This is a genomic window from Burkholderia cepacia complex sp. TUM26381 (genome assembly GCF_057439935.1).
The window spans coordinates 370,644-385,504 of sequence record NZ_CM172008.1; the positions used below are offsets into that span (position 1 = coordinate 370,644).

The 14,861-nt window shown below is 65.4% G+C and carries 10 protein-coding genes and 2 pseudogenes; 6 read left to right on the top strand and 6 right to left on the bottom strand.

Annotation, left to right across the window (positions count from 1 at the left end):
* Window positions 1–51: 51 nt before the first annotated feature.
* The 3 genes from ACWMMN_RS33840 to ACWMMN_RS33850 all read right to left on the bottom strand — a co-directional run bounded on the left by ACWMMN_RS33840 (window position 52) and on the right by ACWMMN_RS33850 (window position 2,336).
* Window positions 52–786, bottom strand: a complete 735-nt coding sequence (locus ACWMMN_RS33840; protein WP_174992349.1) for an ABC transporter substrate-binding protein — start codon at window positions 784–786, stop codon at window positions 52–54.
* A gap of 187 nt (window positions 787–973) precedes the next feature.
* Window positions 974–1,972, bottom strand: coding sequence for a zinc-dependent alcohol dehydrogenase family protein (locus ACWMMN_RS33845; protein ID WP_174992350.1), 999 nt, complete (start codon window positions 1,970–1,972; stop codon window positions 974–976).
* Between the two features lie 61 nt (window positions 1,973–2,033).
* Entirely contained in the window at window positions 2,034–2,336 is a 303-nt protein-coding gene (locus tag ACWMMN_RS33850; protein ID WP_059241362.1) for an ArsR/SmtB family transcription factor, read from the bottom strand.
* Window positions 2,337–3,382: 1,046 nt separating this feature from the next.
* Here ACWMMN_RS33850 and ACWMMN_RS33855 point away from each other — a divergent pair.
* The 3 genes and pseudogenes from ACWMMN_RS33855 to ACWMMN_RS33865 form a co-directional block, all read left to right on the top strand.
* Window positions 3,383–4,654: a peptidoglycan DD-metalloendopeptidase family protein gene (locus ACWMMN_RS33855; protein WP_486424411.1), complete on the top strand. Its 1,272-nt coding sequence runs from the start codon at window positions 3,383–3,385 to the stop codon at window positions 4,652–4,654.
* Between the two features lie 306 nt (window positions 4,655–4,960).
* On the top strand, window positions 4,961–5,398 hold the full coding sequence (locus ACWMMN_RS33860) for a tetratricopeptide repeat protein (RefSeq protein WP_059241364.1): 438 nt from the start codon (window positions 4,961–4,963) through the stop codon (window positions 5,396–5,398).
* A gap of 117 nt (window positions 5,399–5,515) precedes the next feature.
* Window positions 5,516–5,629 (top strand): annotated as a pseudogene (locus ACWMMN_RS33865) (LysR family transcriptional regulator); the annotation flags it as partial.
* A gap of 126 nt (window positions 5,630–5,755) precedes the next feature.
* Here the strand turns inward: ACWMMN_RS33865 and ACWMMN_RS33870 are convergent.
* The gene (locus ACWMMN_RS33870) at window positions 5,756–6,922 is read right to left on the bottom strand and encodes a porin (RefSeq protein WP_486424488.1); all 1,167 of its coding nucleotides are present in this window, start codon (window positions 6,920–6,922) and stop codon (window positions 5,756–5,758) included.
* A gap of 974 nt (window positions 6,923–7,896) precedes the next feature.
* Between ACWMMN_RS33870 and ACWMMN_RS33875 the strand changes: the two are divergent.
* The 3 genes and pseudogenes from ACWMMN_RS33875 to ACWMMN_RS33885 all read left to right on the top strand — a co-directional run.
* Window positions 7,897–8,342 (top strand): annotated as a pseudogene (locus tag ACWMMN_RS33875) (GNAT family N-acetyltransferase); the annotation flags it as partial.
* A 140-nt stretch (window positions 8,343–8,482) separates the two neighbouring features.
* Complete coding sequence (nosR, locus tag ACWMMN_RS33880) at window positions 8,483–9,895, top strand: response regulator c-di-GMP phosphodiesterase, NosR family (protein ID WP_059241365.1); 1,413 nt, start codon at window positions 8,483–8,485, stop codon at window positions 9,893–9,895.
* A gap of 84 nt (window positions 9,896–9,979) precedes the next feature.
* Window positions 9,980–11,749, top strand: a complete 1,770-nt coding sequence (locus ACWMMN_RS33885) for a histidine kinase (RefSeq protein ID WP_226196049.1) — start codon at window positions 9,980–9,982, stop codon at window positions 11,747–11,749.
* 47 nt (window positions 11,750–11,796) lie between these two features.
* On the opposite strand, the gene ACWMMN_RS33890 is transcribed toward ACWMMN_RS33885, so the two are convergent.
* Together ACWMMN_RS33890 and ACWMMN_RS33895 are read right to left on the bottom strand one after the other, a co-directional pair.
* Window positions 11,797–12,909, bottom strand: coding sequence for an extracellular catalytic domain type 1 short-chain-length polyhydroxyalkanoate depolymerase (locus ACWMMN_RS33890; protein WP_486424489.1), 1,113 nt, complete (start codon window positions 12,907–12,909; stop codon window positions 11,797–11,799).
* A 247-nt stretch (window positions 12,910–13,156) separates the two neighbouring features.
* On the bottom strand, window positions 13,157–14,860 hold the full coding sequence (locus tag ACWMMN_RS33895; RefSeq protein ID WP_486424412.1) for a cobaltochelatase CobT-related protein: 1,704 nt from the start codon (window positions 14,858–14,860) through the stop codon (window positions 13,157–13,159).
* Between the last annotated feature and the right edge of the window lies 1 nt (window position 14,861).

Below are 14,861 nucleotides of genomic sequence, written 5' to 3' on the forward strand. Positions count from 1 at the left end.
GGTGTCTTGGCGGACACCGGGGCCGTTTTTATTTCGTCATGCGGCGGCCGGTCAGGCGGCCGGCGCGACGGACGCGCCCGTGATGCCGTGCCGACGCAGGGAATCGGCGACGAAGCCGGACGCTTTCATTTCTTCGACGAATGCATTCAGCATGGTTGCGGCCGCATCGCCGCGGCTTTTCGGCACGCCCATCGCCTGACGGATCACCATGAAGCGCTCGTCGAGCAGGCGCAGGCCGGTCGTTTTCGCGGCGTCGGCTTCGAGCTGCTGCTTCACGCCGGCCGCCACTTCCAGCCGCTGTTCGAGAAACGTCGGGACGACAGCCGGCGACGTCGGTGCGCGCACGATCTGGGCGGACTTCAGTTCGCGCGTGAGGAACAGGTCGTATGCGCTGCCCTTGCCGACGGCCACGCGGTTGTGCGGCTGGTCGACGTCGTCGTTGGTCCGGATCGGCGAAGCGTCGGGCACGAGATAGAAGCCTTCGATCAGCACGTACGGCGCGGTGAACGCGACGGTTTCGCCGCGCAGCGGATCCACCGCGAAGAAGCCGAAATCGGCGCGTTCTTCAGTCAGTGCCTGCACCGATTTGCCGGCGGCGTCGAACACCACGAGTTCCAGTTCGGCCGACAGGCGCTCGGCGAACGCGCGCGCGAGGTCGATCGAGACGCCGAAGGGTTCGCCCGTGGCAGCGTCGCGATTCGCGAGGATCGGGTTGCCGAGGTTGATCGACGCGCGGAGCTTGCCGGTCGGGGTGAAGGCGGAGACGGCGGAAGGGGCGATGGGCATGAGCGGGCTCGTGGGCGGCGTAGGGGCGGCAGGGTGACGGGGGACGCGCAACGGCGCGTCGATGTCGAGCTTATCACCCGGACGCCGGGGGGAGCGTGTCGCGGGGCGCGCCGGCTTCGAAACGTCGAGCCGGAACGCCCGCTTCATGGTCGTAGCTCCCCCGTCCGGGTGGCCTATGACGGTTCGGCTATTCGTTCCGGTGCTGACCGGAAACGAGCTGAGCAGACGGCGCAACCGCGATCGCGATTTTTCCCCGAACACCGTTGTCAGGACTCTCCAGCCGGGCATGGGCGAGCGGAATGTCGGCAAGCGAATAGACGGCGCCCACGTGTGGCCGCAACTGGCCGCGCTCGACCAACGCGCTCAACTCGTCGAGCTTGCCGCGGTTCTGCCGTGTGAAAACGAAGTGGTAACTCGCGTTCTTGCCCCAGGCCTGAAGGACGTTTTGCGGCTGTGCGATGTCCACGATCGTCACGACGCGGCCGAGTTGCGCGAGCGCGTCGGGGCTACGCGACAAGGTGTTGCCGCCAATGGTGTCGAACACGACATCGACGCCGCGGCCGCCCGTTTCCCGCAGGATGGCATCGACGTAATCGTCCTTCTGGTAGTCGATCACCACGTCGGCCCCCAGGCTTCGCGCGAACGCGAAGTTGGTTTCGCGCACGGTCGTGAACACCCTTGCACCGATGGCTTTGGCGAGCTGGATCGCCACATGACCGACGCCGCCCGCGCCGCCGTGTACCAGAATGCTTTCCCCGACTCTTAATGCCGCGCGCACGACCAGGGCTTCCCACGCCGTCCCGCCAACCAGGGTCAGGCTTGCCGCTTCAAGATGGCTCAGCGACGACGGCTTCTTCCCGACGATGCCTTCTGCCGCAACGTGGTACTCGGCATAGCTTCCCGGGCCGTCGAAAATCTGCGGGGTGTACCAGACTGCGTCTCCCGGGGAGAAGGTCGTCACCCCCGGGCCGACTGCCTCGACCACGCCGGAGACGTCATGCCCGGTAATGGCCGGCAGCGGCACCAGGTCGCGATAGTCGCCCCGTCGGACCTGGTAATCCAGCGGATTGATGGAGGTGGCATGTACGCGGACCAGCACGTGTCCCGCGTGCGGCACCGGCGTGGGCACGTCGCAAAGTTCGAACGATTCCGGGCCGCCAAACGACTTGAGTTGCATTGCTTTCATCGCACATCCTCGTTTCGATAAAAAGGGATATCGGGAAATGTCGATATCATGGGGCAAAAAATTACAGGTCCTTGCCGATGCTCGCGGCAAGGGCACTGATGGCTGCTTCGTTCCGCTTGTAGTAGGTCCACTGGCCGATGCGCCTGACTTCGACCAGGCCGGCGCGTTGCAGTGTGGCCAGATAATCGGACACCGTGGACTGCGACAAACCGACACCTTCCTGAATGCTGCTGACGCAGACGCCCACCGTATGAACGTCCCCCTCGTCCTGCGGAGGGAAGTGCTTCGCGGGATCCTTCAAACCCTTCAGGATTTCAAGGCGCGTCCGGTTCGAGAGAGCTTTGAAGATTTCGAGCAAGTCCATGGCGCGAGTATATCGAGATTTACCGATATGTCAATGTGGGGCGCGCTGTCGTCATGGAGAAGGGGGGATGCGGGTGGCTGGGTCGACGCCTCCGTCGGACCTGATGCTGCGTGCGCCTGTTGCAGCTTTGAAGACGGGTATCCAGGTCGGCCCGAGGCGCATCTGGCAGCCGAAGCGGGGGCGCCATTTTTCGGGTTCGCGATCGAGCGGGAAAAGCCGGTCAGGATGCTTCTCGTTTCGCGACCTGGCGATCGGTACTTCAAGGCGCTCGATTCATGTTGCCGCAAGACTCATGCGCGAGTCGCCTCAGCATCGTGGCTTGCGAGGCAGGCATGTGACGTGGCGCAGTCCACCTCGGGTGCGGTTCGCCGCCACTCCAGCGGCGCCGTCACCGCGATGCCGTGACGAAACACATTTATTGCAGGAGCACGGAGGGGCCGCCGCTTGCCCGGAAGTTCGCGGCGACGGGGCGTGCTCATCGAGACCGACTGCTTCATGGTGCGGGATCGTGGGCAACGATCGAGGCCATTTCGCAGTTAAAAGCCTGCCGGGCGCGCCACCTGGTGACCCGCTACGTGAACCGACCGCGAGGCGCGAATGCTCGCCTCGTCAAATCAATTAAATGCAATTGCGCAGTGGCAAAAATATGAGCGGCATCAAGCCTCATTGTTATTCGCAAGGCGGTAGCGCTACGTCGCGAGAATGGAGTGATTTCGACGCGGCTTATAAATGACGAGGGAATGGTTGCGTGCGGCGGTGAACGCACATCACGGCGCCACCTTCATCCCTCGGTGGCGAGAGGCATTGGCTTGGGCGGAAATGCATGAGCGGAGCGTGTTCGATCAAGCCGAATTGAATCGTGGAAAATCCATTCAGGCCCCCAAGATGATTCAATATCGACCGACTCCGGTTTCAAGGTCATTTAAATCATTGTGAAATTATCGCGTCAAGAATTTCAGCCGAAGCAGGCTATTGGGAAATTGGCTCGGTTATATTGCATTTTCCTTGCAATGAATGATGAATGAGGTAGGCTTGAGGCTGTCGTCATGATTTTCTTGAAAACTCCATACGTGGTGAATTTAACTATGCGCAATTCATCAGGTCGTTCTGCATTGAATTCGATTCAATCCATCATTGGAATTCTGCTGATTGCAGCCAGCCTTGCCGAAACCGCCCATGCGGTGCCAATCGAGACGTCGTTGCAACGCTCGGTCGACGAGGCGCTTGAATCCCGGTCGGGCAAGACGCTGAAACTGCCGGCCCAGTCGGACAGCAGTCTGGTCGAGGCAATAAGAACCGACGACGTTTCCGGGTGGGTATTTGGCACTGCGACGCAAATTCTGCGTGATGACGAATCTGCCGATCCCGTCACGAAGCTGTTCATTGCACGCAACGTGAATGGCCGGTGGATCGCAGGTGTGGAGGGCAGCAGCACGTTCGGAGCGTTGCTCGATGCGGCGCCCCCCACACTGCTCGCGGCCGACGAGCGGAAGAATCTGGCGTCACGGCGCACCGCGCTTGCACCACGGTCGGCTGCGTTGCCGCAACCGGGCCTTGCGTTGCCGTGGGAATCGAATGCCGGGTGGTACTGGACCGGCGGCGCACACGGCTGGTCCGGACAAAGCAGGCCGTACAATTCCCTCGATTTCTCGGGGGGTAACGGCCGCGTGCTGGCGGCGCGAGACGGCTATCTTTACAAGAGCTGCGAGCGCAACGGCAGCGCAATCGTGAAGGTGGTTCACGACAATGGCTATGCGACGACCTATTACCACATGGTCCAGCTGACGTCGCTGAACAGCGGCACGCGTGTCCGTCAGGGGGAATATCTCGGCAGCGTCGGAAACGGCTTGCCGTGCGGCGGGCAAACGACGGGGCCGCATGTTCACTTTTCATTGAGCAAGGATGGCAATGACGTGTCCGTCAATGGCATGACGATCGGCGGCTGGCAATTCTTCGAGGATACTGCGCCGTATTCGGGATACGCGGTTCGAAATCAGCGGCGCGTCTCCCCGCAGGCATGGCTGGTCAACTACGGGAGCGCGGATTCCGGCGATCCGCCCACGCCCGTGAGCGCACGTGTACAGGCACCGGGTCCGGCGAATCTGCGCAGCGCGCCTTCGTTGTCGGCGCCGATTGTCGGTTCGCTCGAGAATGGGCGCACCGTGCAGCTCGCTTGCCACCAGTACGGCGACTCCGTGAATGGAAACTGGGGCGCTACGCGGCTTTGGTATCGACTCGACTCGAATCAATGGATCTCCGACGGATTCATCTACACGGGCAGCAACGACCCCGTGGTGCCGGAATGCGTGAGTTCGTGAGCATGCCGGTCTCGTGCTGCCTGCTGTAGCCAAAGCGCCGACGTGGCCGTCACGGTTCCGGTCGCGCCGTTGTGCCGTAGGGTGATCGTGCGAGTGAACGCCATGCAGCCGTGACGATCATTCTGTACAAACCGGGTGGATACACCGGGAACCGACGCACATCCTTCACTCTGCTCGGGTATGCTGCGTCACTGTTGGGCTGTTGAGCCAACCAGACATCGACGATGGGCGGAGCGGGCGACACCACGATCGCATCGCCCCCGTTCGCACCACGACGCCACTTCCCTCTCCCGGACAAGGACCCCCATGGCAGAACTCGACAACGCACTTTACGAGCGCATCGGCGCGCTGAGCGAGGCAGGCGACGCGTTGGCGGAAGACGAGGATTTCGAAGGCGCGCTGGCGAAGTACTGGGAGGCGTTCGATCTGCTTCCCGAGCCCAAGACCAACTGGGAGGCCGGCACCTGGTTGATGGCCGCCATCGGCGACGCGAATTTCTTCCAGGAAGACTACGCGGCCGGCCGCGACAATCTCGGCCACGCGATGCATTTCCCCAATGCGATCGGCAACCCGTTCCTGCACTTGAGGCTCGGCCAGTGCCAGTTCGAACTCGGCGATCTCGACCGCGCCGCGGATGAGTTGATGCGCGCCTACATGGGCGGCGGGCCGGAGCTGTTCGAAGACGAGGACGACAAGTATCTGCGATTCCTGGCCACGCGGGCGGAAGGCATCGAGGCACCCTGACGAGGTCGTTCGCAACCGACGTCCCGTGTCGCGTTGCATCGCCACACGGGCAGTGGCCCCGCACGAACCCGCGATCCAATGAACCTGGCCCGCCGTCGTCTTCCCGGCGCCACGTTTCAGCTCGGCGCGGCCGTCGAGGGGCTGGGCGTGGTGCCGGCATCGCCGCCGCCGATCAAGCGCGATCTCGCCGAGGGGCGCCGCGTGTGTCCTGTCGCGTCGCCTGGCTTTCGACGCTCGAGGCCGGCGAGACTGATGTGCTGCGCATCATCGAGCCGGATGTTTGACGTACAGCCCTGCCGGCAGAAGTGTTCTTTGCCGGAGTAATGCGGCCATTACTCCGGACTTCCGGGGTGGCGATCAAAAACCGTGGAACATGCCGATGTTGACCTGAACCTGGTTGCCGCCCGATGAGGTGGCGCCGAAGTCGGCAGCCGAAGCCTGAGCGCCCTGAGCATGGACGTAGGCCCCCATCGCGTACAGCGCGGTGCTCTTCGACAGCGAGTACGTTGCACCCAGCGACACCTGGTTGATCGACGCCATCGTGCGACCTTCGGCAGCTTGCGTGGGGGTGGCTGCGGAACCGTACACGTAGGTGTACCCGGTAGCCAGCGACAGCGCCGGCGTGACCCGGTACTGCAGGAGGGCCCCCAGCACGTTGAAGTGGATCGACGGCTGGCCGTTGTTGCCCTGGTATTGGGCGTTCGAGTAGCGCAAGCCAGCCGTATACGGCCCAATTTGGTACTGAGTCGCGATTTGCGCGATGCCCGCGCTCTTGAACGCATTGCCACCGTTGTAGCCCGAACTCGGATAGCCCAGCGCGCCGCCGAAACTCGGTTGCGCCGTTGCGTTCAGCCAGCCGTTCTCACCCTGGTTCGTTGCGTGAAAGTACCCGCCGGCGACCGTCAGGCCGCCTTGAGCGTAGGTCGCAGCCGCCGACCACGATTGACCCGAACCCATTGCGCCGGCAACGCCGCCGAACGAGTACGCGCCTTCAGCCTGGAAGCCGTGGATGATCGGCGAAATGTACTTCACGGCGCTGTTCTGGTTCGTCGTGTTGTCGTTGTTGTCGACGTCGCCTGGCGTCGAGAATGTCGTCGCCGAAATGGCGTCACCCGTGAGGCCTTGAACCATTTCCGTCACGGCGTCAAGCTGGCGCCCCATACGCAGGGTACCGTACCGATCGGACGCGAGGCCGACGTAGGCCTGGCGGTTGAACAGCGAACGCGTGGAACCAATAGGCCCTTGACCACCAATGCCGCCTGTCGAGATGTTGAAACCATTCTCGATCTTGAAGACCGCCTGGAGGCCGCCGCCGAGATCCTCTTGCCCCTTGAGGCCCCACTTGTTCGACCCGGCTGCACCGCCATCGAGGCCGAACCGCTTGTGACCATTGACGTTCGACGTGTAGCCGATGCCCGCATCGAGCATGCCATACAGGGTGACTGACGACTGTGCCATTGCTGCCGAAGATGCTGCGAAGGCGGCAAAAGCGATAACGCTGACGTTGATTATTTTGCTTTTCATCTGCATGTCACTGTCAGGAATAGTTTCGGGGTGGATTGAAACGGCGTGTGTTGTATTCGAATGCAGGTGACGGCGCACGGCCCGCGCGTCGCCTCGGCCGCAACGACCGGTGTCATATTCGTCAGATCGGCTTGCTGAATTTACTCATTTTGGCGTCCTTAAAATTTTTAGTTGTGAAACGCTAAACATGTCGACTTGTCCTGCCTTCTGCCGTATTCGTAATCCGGGCGAACTGCGGTACCGAATCCGCACAGCCGAATAGCGCGGGCGGATCGCCGTGCTGAACCAGACGCTTCTCCGATGGCATTTCGAAGAAGTACTGCAGCACCGTGCTTCACGCTCGCGCAGTTCCTGCGAGCGAGGTCAGCGATGCGGGAACCGGACCATGCGCCACCTGCGACAACAAGCGAGCCGGAAATACCGGCCGTCCTTGCAGACTGATTGAGAGTCCCGTTCAGTCACAGGCGACGTGCACGAACTTTTTCGACGAGCACCCACGCAGCCGGGTTGTGCTTTGCAAGTGCAAAAAACATATCAGGAACATAATTCGACGTCAAAATTTGTTTGATATAAGTTAATCTCGTTTGATAACCTGACGCTTTACGGAGTTTCCCTTATAGGAGCGGCATCGAGACGAAGTGTTATCGAGGTCCGCGTCGTCACGCTGATCACTGCGGGACGTGACAATTCCGGTTACGCGAGGCGTTTCCCCAATGCAATCGGCAACCCGTCCCAGCATTTGACGCGCGGGGCGTCCCAGTTCGAATTCGGCAATCTCGACCGCGCCGCAGACAAGCTGGTGCGCGCCGACGTGGGAGGGGCGGCACGGCGTTTTCGAAGACGAGGGCGGCAAGTACCCGCGATTTCCGACCATGCGAGCGCAACGCATCGACACGCGCGGATGTTCGCCCTCGGCACCCGGGCAGCGCTGCGCCGCCACGCCGAGCACTTGCTTCCGAGCATCCCGCCAGCCGATGAACCCGACCTTCGTCCCCGTCGCGCAATCCGATGCCGAAACCTCGTCGCCATCCGCATCGCCGCGATGCGCGACCGCCTCGAGCGCATCGGTCGTTTCGATCCGCAGCGTGCGCGCGACCGGTTTCTCGCGTCGTTCGCCCCGGCGTTCTGCCGTTTCATCGAAGCCGGCAAGGCGTGCGTGCGCTTCGACGTGGTTCGCCCGGCGGCAGATCGCTGGCGGCGCGATCACCGGTCCATCGCGCCCGAGCAACAGGGCAAGGGCATCGGCGCCGCCGTGCTGCGCGAGCGTTTTGCCGAAGCCGGCGAACACCGGATGCCCGTTCGTGTCGGCGCATTGCGCGATGGCGACTCGAACCGCTTCTCCGAACGACACGGCTTCGTGCGAGCCGACGAAGCGGAATGGGACATTGACTACCGGCGCGAGCCGCGCACGGCAACGACGCAGCGCCCGCGCGCTGCACGCGGGTTGAAGCCAGGCCGGAAGTGGAAGTCATCGGAAGGATTAGCGTTTTCACCAATATGGAAAACGCGAAGGCGGCCGATGTTGCAGAGAGGGTGTGAATAATTGAACCGAGGCCAATTATGACGACATCTGCAATAAACGGCGTCAATGCTGCGCTGCTCGACACATCCAGCTCAACGTCGGCATCCGGCGACGCGGACCGCGTACCGTCGATCCTGCTGGTCGACGACGAACCGAACGTGCTGTCGGCGCTCAGGCGCGTGTTCCGGCCCGCCGGCTACGACATCCTGACTGCCGAGAGCGGCGAGGCCGCACTCGGGATCCTGGCGTCGACCGATGTCGACCTGATCGTGTCCGACATGCGGATGCCGCACATGAGCGGCGCAGAGTTTCTGGCGCGCGCACGGGCGCTGTACCCGGACACGATGCGCATCCTGCTGACCGGTTATGCGGAAATCGCGTCGGTCGTGCAGGCCGTCAACGACGGCGGCGTGTATCGCTATCTGAACAAGCCGTGGGACGATCACGACCTGCTGCTGACCATCGAGCAGGCGCTGGAGCAGCGTCGCCTGCGCCGCGAAGCGGCCCGGCTGGCCGCGCTGACGGAAGCGCAGAACGACGCGCTGCGGCTGTTCAATACGGAGCTCGAAACGCAGGTGCGCGCGCGTACCGAGGAGCTCGGCCAGACCGTGATGTTCCTGGAAGCCGCGCAACGCGACCTGAAAAGCAGCTTCACGGCGATGGTCCAGGTCTGCGCGAGCATGATCGAGCTTCGCTGCGGGGCCGCAAGCGGGCATGCGATGCGGGTCGGCGAGATCGCACGCCGGCTCGCGCTCGCGGCGGAGATGAGCGAACTGCACGCGCAGGACGTCTATTTCGCGGGGCTGTTGCACGGCATCGGCAAGCTGTCGCTGCCGGACGAATTGCTGCACAAGCCGCTCACGCGCATGAGCACGGACGAGCACCGGCTGTTCCACGAACATCCGCTGCGTGCGCAGATGGTGCTGACGCCGGTCGCGCAATTGCACAAGGTCGCATCGATCGTGCTGCACCAGTACGAGCGCTTCAACGGACGCGGCACGCCGGACGGACTGGTCGGCGATGCGATCCCGCTAGGCTCGCGGATCGTGGCGATCGCACGCGATTTCGAAGGGTTGCGTCACGGTGAAATCGGTGTGCCGCATTCGATCGAGCAGGCAATCGACGTGTTGCGCTCGCAGGCGAGCGTCCGCTACGACCCGCAACTCGTCGCGCGCTTCGTCGAGCTGATGCGGGACCCCGCGAGTCTCGGCATCGCGGCGTCCGTCGCCGAGATCAAGTCGGCGCAGCTGCGCGAGGGGATGCGGCTCGCCGACGATCTGCGTACGCATCGCGGCGTGCTGCTGATGACGAAGGGCAGCGTGATGTCGGCGCACCAGATCGAACTCGTGCGGCGCTTCGAGACGCGGGAAGGCACGCCGTTCGACATCCTCGTGCTGGCCGGCCCGGCTGCGTCGGCGCAGGCGCCCAACGCCGGCGCGCCGCCGGCCTGACCGCGCAACGATGGCGTGACGGCCGCGGTGCGCGATCAACCGCGCACCGCGGCGATGCATTGAACCCGCTCCAGGCGCCCGATCATGCATGGCACCTACAACCTGCCGCTCGTCGTACTGTCGCTGGCGATCGCGACGCTGGCCTCCTATACGACGCTCGATCTCGCGGCATTCATTTCGCTGCTCGACAACCCGAAGCTGAAGCGGGCGTGGCTGGGCGGCGGCGCGGCCGCGATGGGCACCGGCATCTGGTCGATGCATTTCGTCGGCATGCTCGCGTTCTCGCTGCCGATTCCGCTCGGCTATGCATGGCAGGGCACGGGCATCTCGCTGGCGATCGCCGTGCTCGTGTCGTATTTCGCGCTGAACGTCGTCACGCGCGCGCGGCTGGGCTGGCGGCGGCTGTGCGCGGGCGGCGTGCTGATGGGCGGCGGCATTGCCGGCATGCATTACATGGGGATGGCCGCGATGCACATGCAGCCGGGCATTCGTTACGATGCCGCGCTGTTCGCCGCCTCGATCGGCATTGCCGTGATCGCATCGACGGCCGCGCTCTGGATTGCGCAGGCGTTGCGCGTGCAACAGGCGCGCCATGCGACCGCGCAACGCGTCGGCGCGGCCATCATCATGGGCCTCGCCATCACCGGCATGCACTACACGGGCATGGCGGCCGCGCATTTCGCGCCGGACGCACGCTGTGGCGCCGCGCAAGGCGTCGATGCGCCGTGGCTCGCGACGACGGTCGCGTTGTTCACGATGGCGACGCTGGTCGTCACACTGATGCTGTGCCGCTTCGATGCGCGCACAACCTTCCTGCGCGGCATGACCGACACGCTCGAGAGGCTCGTGCGCTTGCGCACCGACGAGCTCGAACGCGCACTGCGCCGCTACGAGCAGACGACACAGATGCTGCAGCGCACGCGCGAGAACATGGCGACCGAGATCGACGAACGCAAGGCTGCGCACGCGCTGCTCGAACAGGAGAAGGACGAACAGCGGCGCCTGCTGCAGGTGCTCGAGGAAACGCACGAGCAGCTGCTGCAGTCGGAAAAGCTCGCGTCGATCGGCCAGCTCGCGGCCGGCGTCGCGCACGAGATCAACAATCCGATCGGCTTCGTCAGCGCGAACCTCAATACGTTGAAGACATGGGTGCGCAGCCTGCTCGACGTGGTCGCGGCGCATGAAGCCGCGCTGCCGCAGCTCGATCCGGCCACCCGCGACGCGCTGGCGGCCGCGCGCCGCGCAGCGGATCTCGACTACGTGCGCGACGAGATCGCGACGCTGATCGACGAGTCGATCGACGGTGCGCTGCGCGTGCGGCGGATCGTGCAGGACCTGCGCGATTTCTCGCGCCCGGCCAGCGACGAATGGCGCGTGGTCGATCTGCATGCGGGGCTCGAGAGTACGCTGAACGTCGTTCATAACGAACTCAAGTACAAGGCCGACGTCGTGCGCGACTACGGCGAGGTTCCGCACGTCGAATGCCTGCCTTCGCAACTGAACCAGGTATTCATGAACCTGCTGGTCAACGCGGCGCAGGCGATTCCCGAGCATGGCGTGATCACCATCCGCACGTCGAGCGACGGCGACCAGGTATCGATCGCCATCAGCGACACCGGCACGGGCATGACGCCCGACGTCGTCCGGCGGATCTTCGATCCGTTCTACACCACGAAGCCGGTCGGGCAGGGCACGGGGCTCGGGCTGTCGGTGTCGCACGGCATCGTCGAGCGCCATCGCGGCGCGATCGACGTGACCAGCGAGCCCGGGCGCGGCACGACCTTTCGGGTGCGGCTGCCGGTCCGGCGTGCGGGCGATCGCGCGAACGCGGCAGCGCTGGCGCAACGGGCATGACGCCATGGCGGCGGCCGGTCGCGAGAAGCCGGTACGGGTGTCGCGCGTCATTCCCCTCGCTTGCGGCGCTGGCGACGAAAGAAATGCCAGAACATCGCGGTGGCGTCCGGCCCGCTGGCCGAATGGAACGGTTCGCGCGGGTCGCCGCCGCTCCACGCATGCCGCAGCCGGCTGACGATGCATACCCTGACGACGAGCCGGCCGCCCTTGAGATAGTCGGTGTAGTGCGCATCGTCGCGCGCGCAGGAGCGTTGCTCGCCGACGCGTATCGCGCCGTGCTCGTCGACGAGCCGGTTGAGCCGGGCGAACGCGATGCCGAGTTGCTGCGCGTTCCGGTCGGTCACGACCGTATCGAGTTCGCCGTGCACGACGAGGGCCGGCATGCCGGGATAGGCCGCGATGTCGGCGCAGGCGTCGACCACGCGTACCGGATCGTCGCGGATGCCGTGACGCATCAGGCTCATGGCGGCCATCGTCGACAGCGGCGGCGCGATGGCCGGCCCGGAGTGCAGGCCGACCGCCGCGAAGCGCTCGGGATGGCGGATCGCCAGCGCCGCGGCGAGTCCGGCGCCGGCGGACATGCCCGCGACGTAGATCCGGTCGCGGTCGAAGCCGTACTGCTGCACGACGGCGTCGACCAGCGACGCGACCGCCGCGGCTTCGGACCGGGTCGCATCGTCATGCCAGTGCCAGCAGCGGTGCGGGTGAGCTGTGGCGGCCTGCTCGGGAAACAGCACGGCGAACCCCGCCCGTTCCGCCAGGCCGCACATGCGCGTGCCCGCCGCAAACGACTCGGCAGTCTGCTTGCAGCCGTGCAGCATGACGACGGCCGGCATGCCCGCTGTCGTCGCCGGTGCGGCGGGAAGATACAGCGCATACGCAAGATGGTTCACGAGCCGGCCGGCACTCGGGCCGGCGGAATGAAACGAGCGGCGCCACGTGCCGGGCGCCATGTCAGACGGCGCGGGGGCGGGACGCACCGCGCCGGTGCGTCGGGCGGCGCGGGCGGCGCGGGCGGTGGCGGTCGGTTTGGCCGCCGGCTTGCTCGCCCGTTTGGCTGCCGGTCGCTGCCTGGCGGCAGGCTTCTTCGGACGTGCGCCGGTCGCAATGGAGAACAGCGCGAGATGCCGCAACCAGATGCTGGATTTTTTCCTGGGCATGGGCAGTTTCGTGCGGGTGGCGGTGGCAGGAAGATGCGGCCGAATCCGCCGTCGGGTGAAAGTCGAACGGGCGCGGAGCAAGATTCGTGCTGCCTGACGCACGCGCATCGGAACCGGCTGGCCGATCGAGCGCAGTGGAAAGCGGCATCCCGCAGGCGGCTGCGATTCGCGTTGGCCGTCGAGATGCTAGTCGCCCGATGTGACGCGCCTGCGAATCGACGCGCGCGCCGACCTGTCGCGCCGACGGCTACCGCCGATCCAGCAGCGTATCGCTCAGTACGGCGAACGCCGCGCCCGGCAGCTCGTTCAGGTGCTCGACCACGCTGCTGACTGGATAGAACGACTCGACCGCGTCGTCGAGAATTCCGACGCCGATCAGTTCGACGCGTCGTTCGCGCAGCGCTTCGACGCGTGCGCGCAGGTCGGTGCGCAGGATCGCCGGGTGGCCGTCGCCGGTGGCCGGATAGCCGTCCGACAGCACCATCAGGATACGCCGGCGCGCGCGCGTCGACAGCAGGCGCTCGGCGGCCCAGCTCAACGCCTCGCCGTCGGGGTTCTCGTGGCCGCATTCGACGCAGGCGACGCCGCTCGGGTTGTCGGAATCGAACCGCTTGTAGACGCGCAGGTCGAGCCGTTCGACGAACCGGTTGTAGCCGAATGTGCTGCGGCCGTCGTCGATCCAGCGCTGGTAATGCGCGCGCATCGCCGCATCCTCGACGGAACTGTAGCCGAGCACTTCGCATGCAAAGCCGAGCTGCATCAGCGCGTCGCACAGCGCAGCGGCGCAAAGCGTCGCGAGTTCGATCTTCCTGCCGGCCATCGAGCCGCTGCAGTCGATCAGCAGGCTGACCGCCGCGTCGCGCCCGGGCGCCGCGCGTTTGACGCGGAACGGCGTGCGGTAACCGGGGGACGTCACGAGGCGGGCGAGCGCGGTCCGGTCGAGCTCGCCGCGCTCCTGTTCGCGCTTCCAGCGTGTCTGCTCATCGACTTTCAGCGCGCGTTCGAGCTGAAGCTTGAGCGGCTCGGTCTGCGCGCGGGCCATGCCGCGCAGACGATGCCAGCGCGCCGGTTCGCCGTGGCCGGTGAAGTCCGTCACCGTGTCGAATGCGGTGGTCAGTGGAACCGACAACAGTGGCCGGCTGTCCGCCGACAGGCGGATCGCGCCGGGCGCCGCATCGCCCGGCGCCGGCGATGCCGTCGACGATTCCGTGTCGGCGAGCGCCCCGGCGCCGGATTCGGCCGCCACCGGCGCACGCGCGTCGTCCGATGTGCCCCGGCCGTCCGGTTCGAACTCGGCGGCGACGGTGTCGCTGTCGAGCGTGCCGCCCGGATCGGCCGTGAACATCATGTTGTTCGCGCCGGCCGACGCCAGCGCGCGCACGCGTTCGACGATCCGCCGTGCCGCGCGGATGCTGTCGGCCGTCGAGGTCGCGGCGCGGGCTTCGCCGACGAGATCGCCGGATGCGGCCAGCGTGGCGTCGAGCGACGGCATGCGCTCGAGGGCGGACGGCTGTTCGTCCCACAACGCGCGTTCGAGGCGCGACAGCAGCTTGTCGCGCCACGCCATGTGCGGCCACCGGCGCAGCATGTCGGCGGACGACACCGCCCGCATCCGGCCCAGGAACGCCTTCGCACCGGGATAGATCGCGACGAGACAGCCGGCCGCGCGCCGGTCGTCGATCGCCTGCGCTATGGCCCGCATGGCGGGCGACGCCAGCGCGGCCACGGTGTCGGTCGCGCCGAAGCGCTCGCGTGCGGCATACAGGTCGACGAAGCCGGTGATCGCGTCGTCGTCGATGCCGCCCCGGAGCAGCGTGTCGGGCAGCACCAGCACGTCGCGCTGCACGACCGGCCCGTGGCTCGCGAAACGCACTTCGATGCCGTGCCGTTGCGCGAGCGTGCGGGCGAGCCGGGTCAGGTGCAGCGACCGCGCGTCGTCGTCCCGGTCCATC

Coding starts and splice junctions, on each gene's coding strand:
- ACWMMN_RS33840 (WP_174992349.1), bottom strand. CDS start 786: ATGCCCATCGCCCCTTCCGCCGTCTCCGCCTTCACCCCGACCGGCAAG.
- ACWMMN_RS33845 (WP_174992350.1), bottom strand. CDS start 1,972: ATGAAAGCAATGCAACTCAAGTCGTTTGGCGGCCCGGAATCGTTCGAA.
- ACWMMN_RS33850 (WP_059241362.1), bottom strand. CDS start 2,336: ATGGACTTGCTCGAAATCTTCAAAGCTCTCTCGAACCGGACGCGCCTT.
- ACWMMN_RS33855 (WP_486424411.1), top strand. CDS start 3,383: ATGATTTTCTTGAAAACTCCATACGTGGTGAATTTAACTATGCGCAAT.
- ACWMMN_RS33860 (WP_059241364.1), top strand. CDS start 4,961: ATGGCAGAACTCGACAACGCACTTTACGAGCGCATCGGCGCGCTGAGC.
- ACWMMN_RS33870 (WP_486424488.1), bottom strand. CDS start 6,922: ATGAAAAGCAAAATAATCAACGTCAGCGTTATCGCTTTTGCCGCCTTC.
- nosR (WP_059241365.1), top strand. CDS start 8,483: ATGACGACATCTGCAATAAACGGCGTCAATGCTGCGCTGCTCGACACA.
- ACWMMN_RS33885 (WP_226196049.1), top strand. CDS start 9,980: ATGCATGGCACCTACAACCTGCCGCTCGTCGTACTGTCGCTGGCGATC.
- ACWMMN_RS33890 (WP_486424489.1), bottom strand. CDS start 12,909: ATGCCCAGGAAAAAATCCAGCATCTGGTTGCGGCATCTCGCGCTGTTC.
- ACWMMN_RS33895 (WP_486424412.1), bottom strand. CDS start 14,860: ATGGACCGGGACGACGACGCGCGGTCGCTGCACCTGACCCGGCTCGCC.